We start from the raw sequence: 19,312 nt of genomic DNA, 5'->3' as shown, positions 1-19,312 counted from the left end.
CATGACGGACGAACAGAAAATGGTTGCCCGGGTAGCGGACAGCCTGCTGCAGATCGAGATCGAACTCCGACAGCTGGAGGTCTGGGAGAGCGAGCCGCCTCCCGAGGAGGCCTTTCAGAGCGACAAGCCCTTTTGCCTGGATACCATGGAGTTCACCCAGTGGCTCCAGTTTGTGTTCGTGGAGCGGATGAAAATCCTGATCGAGAATGATCACCCCTTGCCGGAGGTGTCGGGCATTGCCCCGATGGCGGAGGAGTATTTCCGGGGCCGGGCGGAATCCGGCCACGGATTGGTCAGGGAGCTGGAGACGATGGACAAGTTGCTGTCCGGGAAGTAAGCCGGCTCAGTCCAGTCTCATGGACAGGTCCACGGCCTTCAGGTCCTTGGTCAGTGCCCCGATGGAGATGTAGTCCACGCCGGTCTCGGCAATGGGCACCAGGGTCTGGTCATTGATGCCGCCGGAGGCTTCGAGCCTGGCCCGGCCGGCGGTGACCTTCACGGCGGTACGCATGTCATCCAGCGAGAATTCATCGAGCATGATGATGTCGGCGCCGGCTGCCAGCGCCTGATCGAGCTCGTCCAGGTTTTCTGTTTCCACCTCCACCGGGCGACCCGGGGCAATTCGGCGTGCCTCCTCGATGGCTTTGGCGATGGAGCCGCAGGCGGCAATGTGGTTTTCCTTGATCAGGAAGGCATCCCACAGCCCGATGCGGTGGTTGTGGCAGCCACCACAGGTGACCGCGTATTTCTCCGCAAGCCGGAGTCCGGGCAGGGTTTTGCGCGTATCCAGGAGTTTCACCCCGGTATGGGCGACTTTCCCGGCATAGGCTGTGCACGTGGTCGCGACTCCGGACAGGGTCTGAAGCCAGTTCAGGGCCGTGCGCTCTGCGGTGAGCAGGCTGCGGGCGGCGCCTTCCATGGTGAACAGGACCTGATCCGGGCGGACCCGGTCGCCATCGTTGGCCTGCCACAACAGGGTCACCTGGGGATCCACCTGGCGGAATACCTCATCGACCCATTCCCGGCCGGCCAGGGTGGCGGCTTCCCGGGTAATTACCCGGCCCGTGGCCAGTTTGTCCGCCGGAATCAGCCTGGCCGTGATGTCGCCATCACCGATGTCCTCCCGCAGGCTTTGGGCAACGGATTCAATTCTGGACTGGCGCAGGAGTTCGGCAGGGAGCATGGTGTCGGGTCCGGTCTGGTCATGTAAAAAGAAAGCTGGCGCGTGATTCTAAAGCCATGTCTGGCAATCACCAAATGTGAGGGTTATCACATTTGATCCGCCGTTGGCTCCTCTGTGACACAAATGGTGACAAAATCTGACAGAATCTGACGCTAAGAGCTTCTATTATAGTAACTTATACACACGGACACTCGACAATCCATGACCCCGGAGTTAGGCAATGGCGCAGGATAACAAGGTAGTCAGCTTTCAGGACCGGAAGCGGGCGGGCCAGTTCTCGTTACCACCTGCGCTGATCCGTTTGCGTGATGCGTCTGGGCGGGAACTGAAATCCGTCCTCAACGAATTCTTTGACCGCTCTGACGATGCCCTGTTCGAGCTGGCTGACCGGGCCGGCAACGAACACGGCCAGCTTGCCTATTTTGACGCCATGCGGGAGCTCCGCCTGCGTCGCAAGTCCATTGCCGTCTCGATTCTGCAGTATGTCTCCCGGGCCTTCAACGAGATTGGCCGGTTCCGTCCCCACGTTGCCCGGGGGGACCTGGAGGAAATCGACCAGGACAACCTGAGCCTGATGGATCACGGTGAACTCGAGCAACAGGTTGCCATCGAGAACCTGGTCAACAAGCTGCGCAATCGCTACGCCGATGCCATCCGGCTGCTGACGGTCAGGGTGAATCACCTGGTGCCTGCCATCGAGCTCTCCGACAGCCAGATGCCCCTGAGTCCGGAAGTGATTTGTGGCGGTGTCAGTGAGGCCTGCGCCGACCTGGATATCGATATCCGGGCCAAGCTGGTGGTGCTCAAACTGTTTGACAAGCTGCTGGCGGATATCCTGGCCAATTTCTATCAGGAGGCGAACAAGACGCTGATTGACGAAGGTGTGCTTCCTGATATGAAGCGTCCCCCGGTGCCAGGGTCCAAGTCAGGCACGGCTGCGAAGTCCTCCGCTGACAAGACCGGTCAGGAGCAACCGGCAGCCGCGGATGCGGCTACTGGTGAAGACGCGGGCGGCGCGACCTTCTCGGAGTTGAGCGCATTATTGCGCCAGGGCAGTGATTCTTCCGGTGACGGTGCGGGTAAGGCCGGAGTTGCGTTTCTGGACACCGAGGTGTTGGTGTCGAAGCTCAGCCAGGTGCAGGTTCAGGCGGTAAGCTGGGATGCGGAGCAGGTGGTGCCGCTCCGGGAGCAGATCCTACTGGTGCTGAAGACCGATGACGGCAAACCGATGCAGGTCGGGCAGATGGACGACGATGTGATCAATCTCGTGTCCATGCTGTTTGATTTCATTCTTGAGGACCGCCAGCTGCATGCGGTGATGAAAGCCCTGATTTCCCGGTTGCAGATCCCGGTTCTCAAGGTCGCCCTCAGCGATCCGAATTTCTTTAACCGGGGTGGGCATCCGGTACGCAAGCTGCTCAACGACATGGCACTGTCAGCTATCGGGTGGACGGAGAAGAGGCCGGGCCAGCGGGATCCCTTGCGGGAGAAGATCGAATACATCGTCGACCGGATTCTGAACGAGTTCACCACCAATGTGTCCCTGTTCGAGGAATTGCTCCAGGACTTCAGCCATTTCATGGATCTGGACCGCCGCCGCCGGGAACTGGTGGAACAGCGTCTCAGGGACGCCGAGGAAGGCCGGGCGCGGCAGGAGCGGGCCAATGCGATGGTCGAATCCATGGTGTCCGGGGTCGCGAACAACCGGGAGATTCCGGAACCCGTAATGGCGCTGCTCGAGCAACCCTGGACCCGTTACCTGCAGTGGATCTACCTGCGCCAGGGGGAGCAGAGCGAAGCCTGGCAGAAGGCGCAGGAATTCACGGAACGCCTGGTGTGGAGTGTTGATCCCAGACCGGTCACTGAAACAACGCGAAGCGAGCTCCTTCGGGCAATTCCCTCAATCGTCGACGAGTTCCGTAAGGCCATGCAGGAAATCTCATGGGACCCCTTTGCCACGGATTCCGCAATCCGGGATCTGGAGCTGGCCCATGTGGACGTTTTCCAGCGCCTGGTCACGGCTGTTCCCCAGCCGGAAACACCGGTGGAGCTTCAGGAGGCTTTCCGGGAGGAAGCCGTGCCGGAGTCCGTGCTGCCCGAGGACGACGATGTCCCTGGGGAAGTATCGGATGTCGACGCAGAATGGCTTGCCCGTGCGGACAGCCTGAGGGTCGGTTCCTGGATTGAGCTGAACCGGGAGGACAACAGGGTCCGCTGCAAGCTTGCGGCCTTCATCAAGGCCACCGGCAAGTACATCTTTGTCAACCGCAGTGGCGCGAAAGTGGCAGAATACCAGCGGGAAGATCTGGCCCGGGCCATGGCCGCCGGCGAGATCGGAATGCTGGATGACGGCCTGATCTTTGACCGGGCCCTGGAGTCGATCATCGATAACCTGCGCAGCAGCCGAAAAGACTGATGATTTCAGAGCGGAGGATTGCCAGCCTCAGGGAAACCGGGCGCCTGTCAGGGGCCAGGTGGTGCCCTTCGCCCAACTATGGTCCCAGGCCGGAAGGGGCGGATATCAGCCTGCTGGTTGTGCACAACATCAGCCTGCCGCCGGGGCAATTCGGTGGCCCGGAAATCCAGGATTTCTTCTGTAACCGGCTGGACCCGGCCGCGCACCCTTACTTTGAAACCATTGCCGGTATCCAGGTGTCCGCCCATGCCCTGATTCGCCGGGAGGGCGAGGTGATCCAGTTTGTCAGCCTGCTGGACCGGGCCTGGCATGCCGGACGATCCTGCTTTGATGGCCGGGAGGAGTGCAACGACTTTTCCATTGGTATCGAGCTTGAGGGAGCTGACGACATCCCCTACACCGAGGCCCAGTACCGGGCGCTGGCGGGCATCGCCCGCCAGGTGATGGCGGCCTGGCCGGAGATCGATGTCAGTCGCATCACTGGCCACAGCGATATCGCCCCCGGCCGCAAAACCGATCCCGGTCCCGCCTTTGACTGGCAGTATTTCATGGCCTGCCTGAATACCCGTTCCGGATCCGGAGAGCTCGCCTGATGGTGCTGATTGTCTTCCTGCTGGCCTACCTGGTGCGCCGGAAACTGGACAGTTCCGGACACTTCTCGGGTGATGCCCTGTGGCGGGCCTGGTTTCATCGGGGCAGTCGGGTCCATGCGGGGGCGGAAACCAGTGTTGCCGGCGGGCTGGCGCTGGTATTGCTGCCGGCGTTCCTCAGTGGTTTGCTGGAATATCTGCTGACCGGCTACGGGGTGCGCTGGCTGGTCTATCCCGTGGAGTTCACCGTGCTGGTGGCGATGATGGGAGCTCCGGGCTGGAAGCGGGTGCTGCGGGCCTATTCCGATGCCTGGAGCCGCGATGACATGCAGGGCGCCTGGCACCATGTGCGGGACTGGTTGCCTGTGGAGGATCGCCAGGAAGACAGCTCCGCTGAAAGCATGCACCTGTCCTTGTCCCGGGCCTTCATGGTATCGATCTTCGAACGGTACTTCATGGTCGCCTTCTGGTTCGTGGTTGGCGGTATGCCTGCCGCAATCCTGGCCCGGGGGCTGGTTGCCCTGGCGGAGCAATGGCCCCAGGCTGCAGCCCGGCCCCGTTTCGTCCGGTGGGCCGAGTGGCTGGCGTGGATTCCTGTCCGTCTTGTCTCGGTTACTTTCGGGGTGGCCGGCGACCTGGCCGGCTGGCTCGGTGAGGCGAAGGGCTTGTTACTGCCCTTTAGCAAGCCGGCAGGGGAGCTGTTGGCCGCATCAGCGAACAGCGCCCTGACCGGTTATGCGCTTGATCCAGAGCGCTTTCTGAAGGTGCATCCGGATGAATGGTCCCGCTTTGGCGCCACCAGCCTGGGCGCAGTCCGGGACCTGCTCAACCGCACCATGCTCGTGTGGCTGTGCGCGCTGGCACTGCTGGTCATTGCCGGCGTGGTCTGACCCGGTCCAATCCAAAAAATCCGGCCCTCAGAGGCCGGATTTTTTTTGCTCCCAGAGAATCTCCTCACCGTCACCCCGGCGGGCGAGTACCCGTGCGATGACAAACAGCAGGTCTGACAGCCGGTTGAGGTAATGGCGTGACGCTGTGTTGATGGAATCCTCGTGGCCGAGCGCCACAACCACCCGCTCCGTCCGGCGGCAAACGGCCCGGGCGAGGTGGCATTGGGCTGCCGCAGGTGTCCCGCCGGGAAGCACGAAATTCTTCAGCGGTGGCAGGTGTTCATTGTGCCGGTCCAGGGTTTCTTCCAGCCACTGGATGTGGTCATCGCCGATGACCCGGCTGCCCGGAATGGCAAACTCGCCACCGAGATCGAATAGGTGGTGCTGGATGCGGCGCAGCGATTCGATCAGCTCGTCGTCCTGGTCCAGGGTCTCGATCAGCAGGCCGATGTGGCAGTTGAGTTCGTCGGCCGTACCCATGGCCTCGACCCGTTGGGCGTTCTTGGCGATGCGATTGCCGTCCGCGAGGCCGGTGGAACCGTCATCTCCGGTACGGGTGTAGATCTTCGAAAGGCGGTTGCCCATCAGGAAACTCCTCTGACTCTTAATGTGGCGACAGTTGTTTTACCTTGTCCGTCAGCAATTGGTTCACCGGTGTCGGGATATCAAGGCGCGAGCCAAGCTGCACCAGGTACCCGTTGATAAAGTCGATTTCGGTCCTGCGTCTGTTCAGGATATCACCGCGCATGGAGGAAGTGTTCCGGGCGGTGTTGCGGGCGACGGCCTCGATCCGCTGGCGCAGTTCCCCGGGAGTGGGGATACCGATACCCTCGGCCGCCATCAGCTCGGCTATTTCGTTGCACAGCGAGTCGATGTGACTCAGGAAGAAATCGTTGGCCAGGATATCCCCGTTGGGGCAATCAAGGATGGCGGTAAAGGGGTTGATGCCGGCGTTGACCACCAGTTTCTGCCAGAGTCGGGGGAGAATCTGGTCTTCGGCATGGACCACGAGACCGGTTGTCGCCAGTTGTGCGACCACGCCGGCAAGCTTTGGTCGTGCGGAGGGGGTCAGTGGGCCGACCCAGGTTTCTCCGATACCGGCGTGAACCACCCGATTCGGTTCAGGGCGGTTGGCACCTTCGGTGGTGGAGGCGGCCAGGATGGGGCGTGCGGGCCAGGCGTCCGCGACTCTCTGCTGGCTGCCAAGTCCGTTCTGGAACAGGACGACAGGAACCGATTCCCGTAACTGAGGCAGCCAGTGCTGCAGGGCGTCCAGGGTATCGCCGGCCTTGGTGGTGACCAGCAGCAAGCTCAGGTCATCCGGGGATTGGAGCCAGGGCAGGGAGATGGTGTGTTGCCCGTCCTGGATTGATTCGAAGGTATAGCTGAGGGTGGCCGGGGCCGGATCGGCGTCCGGTCGCGGCAGAAAGGCAACCTGGTGCTGCGGGAGCAGGGCGGCCCAGAGCCGCCCGAGAGAGCCTGCGCCCAGGATGCCGATCATGGGCTTACATGGCCTCGATGTCGGCCCGCTGGTCACTCAGCCGTTTCAGGCTGCCCTGGGCATCCTTGAGCTTTTCCTTCTCCTTTTCCACCACGTCGGCCGGGGCTTTTGCGGTGAATTTCTCGTTGCCCAGCTTGCCTTCGAGGCGGCCGATTTCCTTCTGCAGGCGATCCAGCTCCTTGTCCAGGCGTTTGAGCTCGGCGTCCTTGTCGATGAGGCCGGCCATGGGCACCAGCACTTCCATTTCGCCCACCAGCTGGGTGGCGGACATGGGGGCCTTGTCACCCTCGAACCATTCCAGCTTCTCCAGCTTGGCCAGGGAGATCAGGAACTGGCGGTTGTCGTTCATGCGGCGCTGGTCTTCGGCGCTGCCGCCCTTGAGCAGAACCGGAACCTGCTTGCCCGGGGAGATGTTCATCTCGCCACGAATGTTCCGCACCGCCACAATCACGCCTTTGAGCCATTCGATATCGGCGGCGACGGCGGCGTCCTGCTTGCTTTCGTCCGGCTGCGGGAACGGCTGCAGCATGATGCTGTCACCGGTCTTGCCGGCCAGCGGCGCGATGCGCTGCCAGATTTCCTCGGTGATGAACGGCATCATCGGGTGCGCGAGGCGCAGAACCGCTTCCAGTACGCGAACCAGGGTGCGGCGGGTGCCACGCTTGGCTTCGGCGCTGGCGTCGTTCAGTACCGGCTTGGACAGCTCCAGGTACCAGTCGCAGTATTCGTTCCAGATGAACTCGTACAGGGCGTAGGCGGCCAGATCGAAGCGGTACTGGTCGAGGTGCCGGATGACTTCCTGCTCGCAGTGCTGCAGTTCGCTGATGATCCAGCAGTCAGCCAGGGACAGTTGCACCGGCTCGTCGTTGACGCCGCAGTCTTCACCTTCGGTGTTCATCAGCACGTAGCGGGCGGCGTTCCACAGCTTGTTGCAGAAGTTGCGGTAGCCTTCCAGGCGCTTCATGTCCCAGTTGATGTCTCGGCCGGTAGTGGCCATGGCCGCCAAGGTAAAGCGCAGGGCATCCGTACCGTGGGCGGTGATGCCCTCCGGGAATTCCTTCTTCGTGCGTTTGCCGATCTTCTCGGCCAGCTTGGGCTGCATCAGGTTGCCGGTACGCTTCTCCAGCAGGTCGTCCAGGCTGATGCCGTCGATCATGTCCAGCGGGTCGATGACGTTACCCTTGGACTTGGACATCTTGTCGCCGTGCTCGTCCCGGATCAGGCCGGTCACGTAGACGGTCTTGAACGGTACTTGTGGAGTGCCGTCCTCGTTCTTCATGAAGTGCATGGTCATCATGATCATCCGGGCAACCCAGAAGAAGATGATGTCGAAACCGGTGACCAGCACATCGGTGGGGTGGAAGGTCTTCAGACGCTCGGTGATTTCCGGCCAGCCCAGGGTGCCGAAAGTCCACAGGGCGGAGCTGAACCAGGTGTCCAGTACGTCTTCGTCCTGCTCCAGGGCCACGTCGGCGGCCAGCTGGTGCTTCTGGCGCACTTCCTCTTCGCTGCGTCCGACGTAGATGTTGCCTTCGGAGTCGTACCAGGCCGGGATCCGGTGGCCCCACCATAGCTGGCGGGAGATACACCAGTCCTGGATGTCCCGCAGCCAGGCGAAGTACATGTTTTCGTATTGCTTGGGTACGAACTGGATACGGCCGTCCTCGACTGCTTCGATGGCAGGCTTGGCCAGGGTCTTGGCGTCGGCAAACCACTGGTCGGTCAGTATCGGCTCGATGATCAGGCCAGAGCGGTCCCCGCGGGGCACGCTCAGTACGTGGTCTTCAACCCGCTCGAGCAGGCCGTTGACCTTCATGTCGGTAACCACCTGTTCCCGTGCCTTTTCACGGGTCAGGCCGGCGTAGGCCGCAGGGATCTTGCCGTCAATCTCGGTGTTCTCGGTGCCGTCGGCGTTGAATACTTCGGCCACGTCCCGGATGTTGGCGTCCTGGGTCATGACGTTGATCATGGTCAGGTTGTTACGCTTGCCCACGGCGTAGTCGTTGAAGTCGTGGGCCGGGGTGATCTTGACGCACCCGGAGCCTTTTTCCGGGTCGGCGTGGTGGTCGGCCACGATCGGGATGCGGCGGTTGACCAGCGGCAGGGTCACGAACTTGCCGATCAGGTGCTGATAGCGCTCGTCGTCCGGGTGGACGGCGACGGCGGTGTCACCGAGCAGGGTTTCCGGTCGGGTGGTGGCGACTACCAGGTAGTTTTTGCCGTCCTGGGTCTGTTCGCCGTCGGCCAGTGGGTAGCGCAGGTGCCAGAAGAAGCCTTTTTCTTCCTTGTTCTCGACCTCGAGATCGGAGATGGCGGTGTGCAGTTTCGGGTCCCAGTTCACCAGCCGTTTGCCACGGTAGACCAGACCATCCTCGTACAGGCGGATGAATACTTCCTGGACGGCCTTGTAGAAGCCATCATCCATGGTGAAGCGTTCGTTGCTCCAGTCCACGGAGTTGCCCAGGCGGCGCATCTGGCGGGTGATGGTGCCGCCGGAGTGTTCTTTCCAGTCCCAGATGCGTTTGATGAATTCTTCCCGGCCGAGGTCGTGGCGGGTTTTGCCTTCTTCGGCGGCGAGTTTGCGTTCGACGACCATCTGGGTGGCGATGCCGGCGTGGTCGGTGCCGACGGTCCACAGTGCGTTGCGGCCCTGCATGCGCTTGTAGCGGGTGAGGGTGTCCATGATGGTGTGCTGGAAGGCGTGGCCCATGTGGAGGCTGCCGGTCACGTTGGGGGGCGGGATGGCGATGCTGTAGGACTGGCCTTCACCGCTGGGGCGGAAGTACCCTTTGGATTCCCAGTTTTCGTACCACTGGCGCTCGATGTTTTCTGGCTGGTAGGTTTTTTCCATGGGTTTCTGCAGTGACCGTTGGTTGATTCACAAGGGAAAAATTAGACGCCCGATTATACATGGTCGGGTTGTTTGCGGCGAACCCGTCGTTGGGTAGGACTGCAGATTTTGGGGGCGGCGTCGGGTGGGAAGACCCTTTCCAAAACACGCTACGAGCACGTCCATGTGCGCTTGTTTCGGGCCGTCCTTGGCCCTCAACAGTTTTGAAAAGGGTCTCCCCACCCGACGCTCGGAATTGTCTGCAATTCGCTCGTCGCTTATCGCTTTCGCTGGTCGTGCACCTTGGGTTCGATCCCGAGGGCCCTGAGTTGCTTGAAGTGGGATCTTGCCTGATTCAGGACATTCGGATCGTTGTGGGCCACCAATGCCAGTCGTTTGAACCGGTCCGCATCCGCCGGCAGGGTGGCCGAGAGGATGATCACCGTATCCCAATCTTCCGCTACTGGCGGGCACAGAAGGATACCGACGCGGTCGGTGCAGGTGGTGGCTGAGTCTGGGACGATGGAGTGGGGGATGAAGGCATCCGGGCTGAAGTTCCAGATGAGGTCGTCCAGTTCCTGGGCCTGTTGCATGGTGTCGCAGACGATGCAGACGCGGTCGCCCTGGTGCCAGGCTTTGTCCACGAGTTTGACGGCGTGGAGGTTGCGGGCAGCGGGGGTGTTTTTGGCGAGGATGTGGAACCAGTAGCGCTGGTTCCGGTCTTCCTGCCCGGACGGGCCGGCAGCGGGGCTGCCGGGGTCCGGGGTGGTTTGGGGCTGACTGTCCTGCATTATTTGCCGGCGTGGGACATGAGGTAGTCAACCAGCAGCGGTACCGGGCGGCCGGTGGCGCCTTTGGCTTTGCCGGAGAGCCAGGCGGTGCCGGCGATGTCCAGGTGGGCCCAGCGGTATTCCTTGGCGAACCGGGACAGGAAGCAGGCGGCGGTGATGGTGCCTGCCGGGCGGCCGCCGATGTTGGCCATGTCAGCGAAGTTGCTGTCGAGCTGGCTTTGGTACTCTTCCCAGAGGGGCAGGCGCCAGGCGCGGTCGCCGGTGCGTTCGCCGGCGGCGAGCAGTTCGTTGGCCAGTTCGTCGTTGTTGGACAGCAGGCCGGTGGCCTGGTTGCCCAGGGCGATGATGCAGGCGCCGGTGAGGGTGGCCATGTCGATCACCACTTCCGGGTCGAATTTCTTCACGTAGGTGAGGGCGTCGCACAGCACCAGCCGGCCTTCGGCATCGGTATTGAGGATTTCGACGGTCTGGCCGGACAGGGTGGTGACGATGTCGCCCGGGCGGGAGGCGCCGCCATCCGGCATGTTTTCGGCAGCGGCCACGACTGCAACGACGTTGATCTTGGGTTTGGTTTCGGCGAGTACTTTCATGGTGCCGAAGACGCCGGCGGAGCCGCCCATGTCGTACTTCATCTCGTCCATGCCTTCGCCGGGCTTGAGGCTGATGCCGCCGGTGTCGAAGGTGATGCCTTTACCCACCAGGACATAAGGCTTGTCCTTGGTCTTGCCGCCGCGGTATTCCATGACGATCAGGCGCGGGGGCTGGGTGCTGCCTTTGCCGACGGCGAGGATGGTGTTCATGCCCATCTTTTCCATCTGCTTTTCATCAAGCACTTCGGTCTTGATGCTGTCGTATTCCTTGGCCAGCTGTTTGGCCTGGTCGGCGAGCCAGATCGGGTGACAGATGTTGGGCGGGGTGTTGCCCAGGTCCCGGGTGAAGTTCATGCCGCGGCCGGTGGCCAGTCCCAGGTTGAAGGCTTCCTTGAGGGCTTTGCCGCCGCCGGAGGCAGCCACGGTGACCTTGTTCAGTTTTCGGGAGGCCGGTTTGTCGCTCTTGAACTGGTTGAAGGTGTAGAGCTGCTCTTCCAGGATACGGCCGATGACGTTCAGCAGTGCTTCTTCGGAGGTGACGGCCTGGTCGCCTTTGACCTGGGTATCGGCCATTGCGATCAGGACGCTTTTCGAGGGACCGTCCTTGAGGGCGCCAAGGACGGCGGTGACGGCCTTGCGGAAGTTTGCCGCTGTGCGGTCATCGTTCTTGCCGGTACCGACGACCATAAGGCGGCTCCAGGGACGGCCGTCCAGAGGGAACACGCCGGTGCTGCCGTTCTTGCCGGTGATGTCTCCTGCCGTTTGCAGCTTTTTGATCAGTCCGTCGAGCGCTTCGTCCGCGTGCGTGGTCGACTCGGGCCAGTCGCCTTTTTCGGGCACGCCGACGACAAGGCAATCCGCCTTGGTGGTTGCGATAGCTTTGCTGCTCAGGCTGAAGTTCATGGCAACTCCTGTTGGTGATTCTGAAGAAACGTCCGCGGGGATGCGGGTTGAATGTCTGTTCTAGTCTAGCATTGGGGTCGGCAGGGGGTTAATCAACCGGCCGGGGCAGGTATCGCTATGGCCCGGATGTAATCCCCCGGCTCTGTCATTCAGACCAAAGGTTACATAGAATACGCGCTGTTTCCGGAATCCTCCATTCGTTTCCGCCGGTGCGGCCAGAGAGACCGTTTTGAGCATTATTTTCCGTTATCTCATTCGCCAGGTCATGATCAGCATGGTTGCTGTCTCCGGCATCCTGCTGCTGGTATTCATGAGTGGCCGCTTCCTCAAATACCTGGCCAGTGCAGCCGAGGGCAAGTTGTCGGCGGATGTGCTGGCGCTGATCATGATGTACCGGTTTCCGGGTTTCCTCGAGCTTATCCTGCCCCTCGGCCTGTTCATCGGTATCCTTCTGGCCTATGGGCGGATGTACCTGGAAAGCGAGATGACGGTGCTGTTCGCCTGCGGCATCAGTGACCGGCAGCTGTTGACCAAGACCCTGTTGGGGAGTTTGCCGGTGATGCTGACCGTCGGGGCCATGAGTCTGTATGTGTCCCCGTGGGGCATGAAACAGGTGGAGCACATCTTTGCCGAGCAGGCCAAGGCCACCGAGTTCGAAATGCTGGCGCCGGGCCGGTTCCAGAACCTGCTTTCCGGTGGCCGCGTGACTTACACGGAAGACCTCAGTGATGACAAACGCCGTCTGCAGGGCGTGTTCATCGCCGAATACGGTCGCGATGACGAGGGCCTGAGTATCATCACGGCGGAGGCCGGTTCCCAGCTGATTGATCAGGAAACCGGGAGCCGGTTTCTTATCCTGGAGCGGGGCGCCAGGTTCGACGGTTCACCCGGCGCGCTGGACTACAAGGTAACGGAGTTTGGTGCATACGGGCTCAAGATCCAGAGCGGCACGGCACGGGATGTGGAACTCGAGGATGGCATGAGTACCATGAAGCTTTGGGCTTCGGATGATCCTGAAGATCGGGCCATGCTGCACTGGCGGCTGTCGCTACCGCTGATCGTTCCCATCATTACGCTGCTGGCCGTGCGCCTGAGCCGGGTCAACCCTAGGCAGGGGCGGTTCTTCCATTTGCTGCCGGCGATGCTGGTCTACATCACTTATCTCGGCTTGCTTATCGTGGCGCGGGATGCGCTGGCTGATGGCAAGGTGCCGGAGTGGGTCGGCATGCTCTGGGTCCATGCCCTGTTCCTGCTGTTTGGCCTGTGGTTGCAGTTTGGCCCTCCATGGCTGCATCGGCGCCGTCTGTTGAGGGAGGGCGCCGGCCATGCGTAAGATTGATGCCTATACCATGCGCACCGTGGGCGGGGCGATGTTCCTGGTCATGGTGGTGGTGCTCTCGCTGGACCTGATTTTTGCCTTTATCGGTGAGCTGGAAGATACCCGCAACGATTACGACACCCTGCAGGCGTTGTGGTATGTGCTGCTCACGCTGCCCCGGCGCATCTATGACTATCTGCCGCTTGGGGCGTTCATGGGTTGTCTGATCGGTCTGGGCTCCATGGCCGGCTCCTCGGAACTTACGGTCATCCGGGCTGCCGGTGTCTCCCTGAAGCGGATTGTATGGTCTGCCATGAAACCGGCCCTGGTGATCGTTCTGCTGGGTGTGCTGATCGGGGAATACGTGGCGCCGCCCGCCGAGCGTTACGCCCAGAGCCAGAAGGCGATGGCCCTGGGGGCCGGCAAGAACGTGGCCTCTGCCCATGGGGTGTGGCACCGGGAGGGCAATGTGTTCATGCACCTCAATGCCGTGCAGCCCAACGGCGTGTTGCACGGGGTTTCCCTGTTCCGGTTCAGTGACGACATGCAGCTGGAATCCTCCAGTTTCGCTGAGCGGGGGATCTACCAGGGCGATCACTGGTCACTGGAGAAGGTGCGGACAACCCATATCGAAGAAGACGGCACGCGCCTGGAAAGCAAACAGGTACTGCGTTGGGAAACCGGGTTGACGCCCCAGGTTCTCAGCGTACTTATCGTCAAACCCGAGAACCTCTCCATGAGTGGTCTCTATACCTACGCCTCTTACCTTGGCAAGCAGGATCTGAATGCGGCCAACTACTGGCTGGCGTTCTGGAAAAAGACCCTGATGCCGCTGGGAACGGCGGTGATGGTGCTGGTTGCCATCTCGTTCATCTTCGGGCCGCTGCGGTCTGTCACCATGGGGTTCCGGGTGTTCACCGGGCTGCTGGTCGGATTACTGTTCAAGTACATGCAGGATCTGTTGGGCCCCATGAGCGTGGTTTACGGTTTCAATCCGATGCTGGCGGTGCTGATTCCGATCGTGGTCAACGCGGCGGTGGGCGCCGTGCTGATGCGGCGGGCCGGGTAGCGTCCCGGCCGGACTCAGAGTTTCTTCTTCTTCGCTTCCCTGGATACCTGGACGACCACGCTGTTGGACGTGCGGTCGGTAACCGACAGCCCATTGATCGGCAGGAACAGGGCGATAATGGCAGGGATGGTCAGGAGCAGGGTGACGGGGCCCACGTAATAGCCTGCCAGCATGGCGATGAAGATCACCGCCGCAGCCGTGCCGTAGCGCAGCAGCGCCTGGGTCCAGCTCACGGAGGTGCCGTCCAGGTTCTCGATGCGGATCCGCCACACCTGCATGCCCAGGGTCTGTCCGATCCGGGTCCAGAAGTAGGCGAAGAACAGGTACAGCACCAGGAAGAGCATGAAGGTCAGGCCCGGGTCCCCGGATAGCTGGCCGGCTTCGGCCATCTGTTCGTAGCGTTCCCAGCCAACGATCCAGCCGGCAATCATGGTGTACACCCAGGTGGCCACCAGCAACACGGCGATGCTGATCAGGCCATCGTAAATGATGGCGAGGGCGCGCTTGGTAAAGGTCGCTGGCGGGAGCAGTTCCTCGGCGTCATGAAAGCGTCGGGGCATGGGGTCTCCTGTGAGGTTTCACGTTTTTCATGTTCTCGGCGTGTGCTAGAGTAGCGGATTTGCACACGCATGTAAGTATTCGTATTCAATCGCGGACCCGAGGGGCTCCCCGCCGGGTTTCTGGAAAGGTATCAAAGGTCTATGAAAACCGCAGAGTTGCGACAGGCGTTTCTCGAGTATTTCAGACAGCAAGGACACACCATTGTCGAGAGCAGTTCGCTCGTACCCCATGACGATCCCACATTGCTGTTCACCAACGCGGGCATGAACCAGTTCAAGGACGTGTTCCTTGGCCGCGAAGAGCGCGACTATACCCGAGCCACCACCTCCCAGAAATGCGTGCGTGCCGGTGGTAAGCACAATGACCTGGAGAACGTCGGTTACACTGCGCGTCACCACACTTTCTTTGAAATGCTGGGTAACTTCAGCTTCGGTGACTACTTCAAGCGTGAAGCCATCAACTACGCCTGGACCTTCCTGACCGGTGAGCAGTGGCTGAACCTGCCCAAGGACAAACTCTGGGTGACCGTCTACGCCGAGGACGACGAGGCCTACTATATCTGGAACAAGGAGATCGGCGTGCCCGCGGACCGTATCGTCCGCATCGGTGACAACAAAGGCGCCCGTTACGCCTCCGACAACTTCTGGCAGATGGGCGATACCGGCCCGTGTGGCCCCTGCACCGAGATTTTCTATGACCATGGCCCGGAAGTGGCCGGTGGCCCTCCCGGCAGTCCGGAAGAGGATGGCGACCGCTACATCGAGATCTGGAACGTGGTGTTCATGCAGTACAACCGCACCGCTGATGGCGAAATGCTCAAGCTGCCCAAGCCGTCTGTGGACACCGGCATGGGCCTGGAGCGTATTACTGCGGTGCTGCAGGGCGTGCACAGCAACTATGAAATCGACCTGTTCCAGAATCTGCTGAAAGCAGCTTCTGAAATCCTGGGCGGTGTGGCTACCACCGAAGCATCGCTGCGGGTGGTCGCGGACCACATCCGTTCCTGCGCCTTCCTGATCGCCGACGGCGTCATGCCCTCCAATGAAGGCCGTGGCTTCGTGCTGCGCCGGATCATCCGCCGGGCCGCACGCCACGGCAACAAGCTGGGCGCCACCGAGCCGTTCTTCTACAAGCTCACCGATGCCCTGGTGAAGCTGATGGGCGAGGCCTACCCGCAGCTGGTCAGCAGCCAGAAACAGATCGAGAAGGTCTTGCTGCAGGAAGAAGAACAGTTCGCCAAGACTCTGGACAAGGGCTTGCGCCTGCTGGAGCAGGATATCGCCGAACTGAAAGGGTCCGAGATTCCGGGTGAAACCATTTTTACCCTCTATGACACCTACGGATTCCCGGTGGATCTGACCAACGACATCGCCCGTGAGCGTGGCCTGACCCTGGATTACGAAGGCTATGAAAAGGCGATGGAGGCCCAGCGTGACCGTGCCCGTGCCGCCAGCAAGTTCGGCATCGACTACAATGCCACCGGCCTGAAGCTCGAGGGTCACACCGAATTCACCGGTTACGATCACATTGATGGCCACGAGCGGATTCGCACCGTACTGGTGGGCACCGATGAGAAAAACGCCGAAGCCGGCGATGAAGCGGTGGTGGTGCTTGAGCGTACCCCGTTCTACGCCGAATCCGGTGGCCAGGTAGGCGACACCGGCCTGCTGACCTGGAGCGGCGGCCGGTTCAAGGTGACCGATACCCGCAAGGAAGGTGACAACCATCTGCACATCGGTACCGTGATCGAGGGTGAACTGTTCCCGGGGCTGGAAGTGGATGCCCGCATCGACCATGCCCGCCGCGAGCGCACCAAGCGTAACCACTCGGCCACTCACCTGCTGCACGCCGCCCTGCGCAAGGTGCTGGGGGAGCACGTGACCCAGAAGGGCTCCCTGGTGGATCCGGACAAGCTGCGTTTCGACTTCTCCCACTTCGACGCAGTGACGCCGGAGCAGCTGAGGGAAATCGAGCGCCAGGTGAACGAGCAGGTGCTGGAAAACACCCCGGTCCAGACCGAAATCACCGATATGGAAAGTGCCAAAGAGAAAGGCGCCATGGCCCTGTTCGGTGAAAAGTACGGTGATAACGTCCGTGTCCTGAGCATGGGTACCGACAATTATTCCGTCGAGCTGTGTGGTGGCACCCATGTCACCCGCACCGGCGATATCGGCCTGTTCCGTATTACCTCTGAAAGCGGCATCTCCTCCGGCGTTCGTCGCATCGAGGCGGTGACCGGTTTCGGTGCCCTGGAATGGGTCGAGGATACCGAACGCACGCTGCGCGATACCGCGAAGCTGGTCCGGGCGACCCGGGAAACCGTGGTCGAGAAGGTCCAGAACGCGCTGGATCGCAACCGCCAGCTTGAGAAGGAAGTGGACGCGCTCAAGGCCAAACTGGCCAGTTCCGCTGGTAGTGATCTTGCGGCTTCCGCGGTGGAAGTCGCCGGCCTCAAGGTCGTCGCCGCCAATCTGGAAGGCGCGGACCGCAAGGCCCTGATGGAAACCGCCGACCAGCTGAAGAACAAGCTGGGTGAGGGCGTGGTCGTGCTGGCGACAGTCGAGGATGGCAAAGTGATTCTTGTGGCTGGCGTGACAAAGTCCGCCACGAATCGCATCAAGGCCGGTGACCTGATGAAGCACCTGGCTGCCCAGGTGGATGGCAAGGGCGGCGGCCGACCGGACATGGCCCAGGGCGGAGGCAACGATCCGTCCAAGCTGGCGGAGGCCCTGGACGGTGTTCCGGCCTGGGTTGAAAAAAATATCGCTTAAGCAACTGTTTTCGGAAGCGGGCTGGGGTTTATAATCCCGCCCGTTTTCTTTTGATTGGCGGGGCAGGCCCCCGCTGCGATTCCCCGTATCGGAGTTTGGGAAAGACATGGCTCTGTTGGTTCAGAAATTTGGTGGTACCTCGGTGGGAACCACCGAGCGCATAGAAGCGGTTGCCGAGAAGGTGTGCCGGTTCCGCAAGGAAGGTCACGATGTGGTGGTCGTGGTTTCCGCCATGAGCGGCGAGACCAACCGCCTGATCGCTCTTGCCAATGACATTATGGAAGAGCCCACGCCCCGGGAGATGGATGTGCTGGTCTCCACCGGTGAGCAGGTCACCATCGCCCTGCTGTCCATGGCCCTGCAGAAGCGGGGCTGTGATGCCCGTTCCTACACCGGTTCCCAGGTGCGGATCCTCACCGACAGCAGCCACACCAAGGCGCGCATCCAGCACATTGACGAGCACAACATGCGCTCGGATCTCGATGCTGGCCGGGTGGTTGTCGTTGCCGGGTTCCAGGGTATCGACGAGAACGGCAATATCACGACGCTCGGCCGTGGCGGTTCCGATACTACCGCGGTGGCGCTGGCGGCAGCATTGAAGGCAGATGAGTGCCAGATCTACACTGACGTGGATGGTGTATACACCACCGATCCACGGGTCGTTGACAGTGCACGTCGCCTGAAGCGGATCACGTTCGAGGAAATGCTCGAGATGGCGAGTTTGGGTTCCAAGGTTCTCCAGATTCGTTCCGTCGAGTTTGCAGGTAAATACAACGTTCCATTACGGGTGCTGTCCAGCTTCCAGGAAGGCGAGGGCACCCTGATTACTTTTGAGGATGAAAACGCCATGGAACAACCGGTTGTTTCCGGCATTGCTTTTAACCGTGATGAAGCCAAACTGACTATTTCCGGTGTTCCTGATACCCCGGGCAGCGCCTCGCGTATCCTGAAACCGGTCAGCGACGCCAATATTGAAGTGGATATGATCGTCCAGAACGTGGGCGAGGATAACAAGACTGCCTTCACGTTTACCGTGCACCGGAACGACTTCAAGCGGGCGAAGGAAGTGCTTCAGGGCGTTGCCGATGAACTGACCGCCGGCGAAGTGGTTGGCGACAGCAAGATTGCCAAGGTCAGCATCGTGGGTGTGGGCATGCGCTCCCATGCGGGTGTTGCCTCCCGGATGTTCGAAGCGCTGTCGAATGAAGGCATCAATATTCAGATGATCTCCACATCGGAAATCAAGATTTCCGTGGTGATCGATGAGAAATATCTCGAACTTGCCGTTCGGGCACTGCATAGTGCTTTTGAGCTGGACAAGAGCGGGGTACAGGAAGAGGCCTGAACCATCGGATGCCAGGCATATCCGAGGGTCTCATAACAAGGGAATCATTAATCGAATCTATCAGAAATTGCATTCGTATAAGTGAATGTGCGGCTGTCGATCGATCAGTGATCCCATTATAAAAGTAAGAAGTACAAAAAGTACGCGAAAGCATTTTTTTCGGAACAGGTAGAAGCTCTGGATAGGGAGTAAGGGATATGTTGATTTTGACTCGCCGCGTTGGCGAAACTCTGATGATCGGTGATGAAATCACTGTCACCGTTCTGGGAGTTAAGGGGAACCAGGTTCGCATTGGTGTAAACGCCCCGAAGGATGTTGCGGTACACCGCGAAGAAATCTATCAGCGGATTCAGTCCGAAAAAGGCTCCGAAGAGCCGGAACCGGGCAATCGTTGATCAGTAAAAAGCCGTTCAGGAATAACCCGAACGGCTTTTTTTATATCAGGGTAAATCGAGGCTGAAAAATCTCGTGTCAACCCTATGAAAACAGAAAAATTATGGTAGTATACGCCCCGTTCTCAAGGAGAGGTGGGTGAGTGGCTGAAACCAGTTCCC

The 19,312-nt window shown here is 60.6% G+C and carries 16 protein-coding genes; 9 read left to right on the top strand and 7 right to left on the bottom strand.

Annotated elements, in window-relative coordinates; translation table 11 throughout:
* Position 1 precedes the first annotated feature (1 nt).
* On the top strand, positions 2 to 337 hold the full coding sequence (locus ACESMW_RS13610) for a YqcC family protein (protein ID WP_372987560.1): 336 nt from the start codon (positions 2 to 4) through the stop codon (positions 335 to 337).
* 6 nt (positions 338 to 343) lie between these two features.
* On the opposite strand, the gene nadC is transcribed toward ACESMW_RS13610, so the two are convergent.
* Positions 344 to 1,183, bottom strand: a complete 840-nt coding sequence (gene nadC / locus ACESMW_RS13605) for a carboxylating nicotinate-nucleotide diphosphorylase (RefSeq protein ID WP_372987559.1) — start codon at positions 1,181 to 1,183, stop codon at positions 344 to 346.
* 220 nt (positions 1,184 to 1,403) lie between these two features.
* Here nadC and ACESMW_RS13600 point away from each other — a divergent pair, with 220 nt between their 5' ends.
* From ACESMW_RS13600 to ampE, 3 genes are read left to right on the top strand one after another with little or no spacing between them, the layout of a single operon-like run.
* A complete protein-coding gene (locus ACESMW_RS13600) occupies positions 1,404 to 3,599 on the top strand; it encodes a DUF1631 domain-containing protein (protein ID WP_372987558.1) in 2,196 nt (731 codons plus the stop codon).
* A complete protein-coding gene (ampD, locus tag ACESMW_RS13595) occupies positions 3,599 to 4,192 on the top strand; it encodes a 1,6-anhydro-N-acetylmuramyl-L-alanine amidase AmpD (RefSeq protein ID WP_372987557.1) in 594 nt (197 codons plus the stop codon). Before ACESMW_RS13600 ends, ampD begins: the two co-directional genes overlap by 1 nt.
* On the top strand, positions 4,192 to 5,079 hold the full coding sequence (gene ampE / locus ACESMW_RS13590) for a regulatory signaling modulator protein AmpE (protein ID WP_372987556.1): 888 nt from the start codon (positions 4,192 to 4,194) through the stop codon (positions 5,077 to 5,079). Before ampD ends, ampE begins: the two co-directional genes overlap by 1 nt.
* 27 nt (positions 5,080 to 5,106) lie before the next feature.
* Here the strand turns inward: ampE and ACESMW_RS13585 are convergent, their stop codons facing one another.
* The 5 genes from ACESMW_RS13585 to ACESMW_RS13565 all read right to left on the bottom strand — a co-directional run bounded on the left by ACESMW_RS13585 (position 5,107) and on the right by ACESMW_RS13565 (position 11,694).
* Positions 5,107 to 5,664: a cob(I)yrinic acid a,c-diamide adenosyltransferase gene (locus ACESMW_RS13585; RefSeq protein WP_372987555.1), complete on the bottom strand. Its 558-nt coding sequence runs from the start codon at positions 5,662 to 5,664 to the stop codon at positions 5,107 to 5,109.
* A gap of 19 nt (positions 5,665 to 5,683) precedes the next feature.
* Positions 5,684 to 6,580 (bottom strand): ketopantoate reductase family protein, encoded by an 897-nt coding sequence (locus ACESMW_RS13580; RefSeq protein ID WP_372987554.1) that lies wholly within the window; start codon positions 6,578 to 6,580, stop codon positions 5,684 to 5,686.
* 4 nt (positions 6,581 to 6,584) lie between these two features.
* A complete protein-coding gene (locus tag ACESMW_RS13575; protein ID WP_372987553.1) occupies positions 6,585 to 9,431 on the bottom strand; it encodes a valine--tRNA ligase in 2,847 nt (948 codons plus the stop codon).
* A 257-nt stretch (positions 9,432 to 9,688) separates the two neighbouring features.
* Positions 9,689 to 10,201: a DNA polymerase III subunit chi gene (locus ACESMW_RS13570; RefSeq protein WP_372987552.1), complete on the bottom strand. Its 513-nt coding sequence runs from the start codon at positions 10,199 to 10,201 to the stop codon at positions 9,689 to 9,691.
* On the bottom strand, positions 10,201 to 11,694 hold the full coding sequence (locus tag ACESMW_RS13565; RefSeq protein ID WP_372987551.1) for a leucyl aminopeptidase: 1,494 nt from the start codon (positions 11,692 to 11,694) through the stop codon (positions 10,201 to 10,203). Before ACESMW_RS13565 ends, ACESMW_RS13570 begins: the two co-directional genes overlap by 1 nt.
* 229 nt (positions 11,695 to 11,923) lie before the next feature.
* On the opposite strand from ACESMW_RS13565, the gene lptF reads away from it, so the two are divergent.
* Entirely contained in the window at positions 11,924 to 13,027 is a 1,104-nt protein-coding gene (lptF, locus tag ACESMW_RS13560; RefSeq protein ID WP_372987550.1) for an LPS export ABC transporter permease LptF, read from the top strand.
* The gene (lptG, locus tag ACESMW_RS13555) at positions 13,020 to 14,081 is read left to right on the top strand and encodes an LPS export ABC transporter permease LptG (RefSeq protein ID WP_372987549.1); all 1,062 of its coding nucleotides are present in this window, start codon (positions 13,020 to 13,022) and stop codon (positions 14,079 to 14,081) included. The genes lptF and lptG overlap by 8 nt, the downstream gene beginning before the upstream one ends.
* 14 nt (positions 14,082 to 14,095) lie before the next feature.
* Here the strand turns inward: lptG and ACESMW_RS13550 are convergent, their stop codons facing one another.
* On the bottom strand, positions 14,096 to 14,641 hold the full coding sequence (locus tag ACESMW_RS13550; RefSeq protein WP_372987548.1) for an RDD family protein: 546 nt from the start codon (positions 14,639 to 14,641) through the stop codon (positions 14,096 to 14,098).
* A gap of 141 nt (positions 14,642 to 14,782) precedes the next feature.
* Between ACESMW_RS13550 and alaS the strand changes: the two genes are divergently transcribed.
* From alaS to csrA, 3 genes are all read left to right on the top strand, one after another.
* A complete protein-coding gene (gene alaS, locus ACESMW_RS13545; RefSeq protein ID WP_372987547.1) occupies positions 14,783 to 17,413 on the top strand; it encodes an alanine--tRNA ligase in 2,631 nt (876 codons plus the stop codon).
* A 106-nt stretch (positions 17,414 to 17,519) separates the two neighbouring features.
* Positions 17,520 to 18,758 (top strand): aspartate kinase, encoded by a 1,239-nt coding sequence (locus tag ACESMW_RS13540; protein ID WP_372987546.1) that lies wholly within the window; start codon positions 17,520 to 17,522, stop codon positions 18,756 to 18,758.
* A gap of 197 nt (positions 18,759 to 18,955) precedes the next feature.
* Positions 18,956 to 19,153, top strand: a complete 198-nt coding sequence (csrA, locus tag ACESMW_RS13535; protein WP_092002912.1) for a carbon storage regulator CsrA — start codon at positions 18,956 to 18,958, stop codon at positions 19,151 to 19,153.
* The last annotated feature ends 159 nt before the right edge of the window (positions 19,154 to 19,312 follow it).

The organism is Marinobacter sp. (assembly GCF_041690455.1).
Classification (GTDB): domain Bacteria; phylum Pseudomonadota; class Gammaproteobacteria; order Pseudomonadales; family Oleiphilaceae; genus Marinobacter.
Note: the sequence above shows the minus strand (reverse complement) of the source record. Positions and strands in the feature narration are given on the sequence as shown.

What these genes read in the sequence shown, in the direction of transcription:
- ACESMW_RS13610 (WP_372987560.1), top strand. Translation starts at nt 2, where the DNA reads ATGACGGACGAACAGAAAATGGTTGCCCGGGTAGCGGACAGCCTGCTG.
- nadC (WP_372987559.1), bottom strand. Translation starts at nt 1,183, where the DNA reads ATGCTCCCTGCCGAACTCCTGCGCCAGTCCAGAATTGAATCCGTTGCC.
- ACESMW_RS13600 (WP_372987558.1), top strand. Translation starts at nt 1,404, where the DNA reads ATGGCGCAGGATAACAAGGTAGTCAGCTTTCAGGACCGGAAGCGGGCG.
- ampD (WP_372987557.1), top strand. Translation starts at nt 3,599, where the DNA reads ATGATTTCAGAGCGGAGGATTGCCAGCCTCAGGGAAACCGGGCGCCTG.
- ampE (WP_372987556.1), top strand. Translation starts at nt 4,192, where the DNA reads ATGGTGCTGATTGTCTTCCTGCTGGCCTACCTGGTGCGCCGGAAACTG.
- ACESMW_RS13585 (WP_372987555.1), bottom strand. Translation starts at nt 5,664, where the DNA reads ATGGGCAACCGCCTTTCGAAGATCTACACCCGTACCGGAGATGACGGT.
- ACESMW_RS13580 (WP_372987554.1), bottom strand. Translation starts at nt 6,580, where the DNA reads ATGATCGGCATCCTGGGCGCAGGCTCTCTCGGGCGGCTCTGGGCCGCC.
- ACESMW_RS13575 (WP_372987553.1), bottom strand. Translation starts at nt 9,431, where the DNA reads ATGGAAAAAACCTACCAGCCAGAAAACATCGAGCGCCAGTGGTACGAA.
- ACESMW_RS13570 (WP_372987552.1), bottom strand. Translation starts at nt 10,201, where the DNA reads ATGCAGGACAGTCAGCCCCAAACCACCCCGGACCCCGGCAGCCCCGCT.
- ACESMW_RS13565 (WP_372987551.1), bottom strand. Translation starts at nt 11,694, where the DNA reads ATGAACTTCAGCCTGAGCAGCAAAGCTATCGCAACCACCAAGGCGGAT.
- lptG (WP_372987549.1), top strand. Translation starts at nt 13,020, where the DNA reads ATGCGTAAGATTGATGCCTATACCATGCGCACCGTGGGCGGGGCGATG.
- ACESMW_RS13550 (WP_372987548.1), bottom strand. Translation starts at nt 14,641, where the DNA reads ATGCCCCGACGCTTTCATGACGCCGAGGAACTGCTCCCGCCAGCGACC.
- alaS (WP_372987547.1), top strand. Translation starts at nt 14,783, where the DNA reads ATGAAAACCGCAGAGTTGCGACAGGCGTTTCTCGAGTATTTCAGACAG.
- ACESMW_RS13540 (WP_372987546.1), top strand. Translation starts at nt 17,520, where the DNA reads ATGGCTCTGTTGGTTCAGAAATTTGGTGGTACCTCGGTGGGAACCACC.
- csrA (WP_092002912.1), top strand. Translation starts at nt 18,956, where the DNA reads ATGTTGATTTTGACTCGCCGCGTTGGCGAAACTCTGATGATCGGTGAT.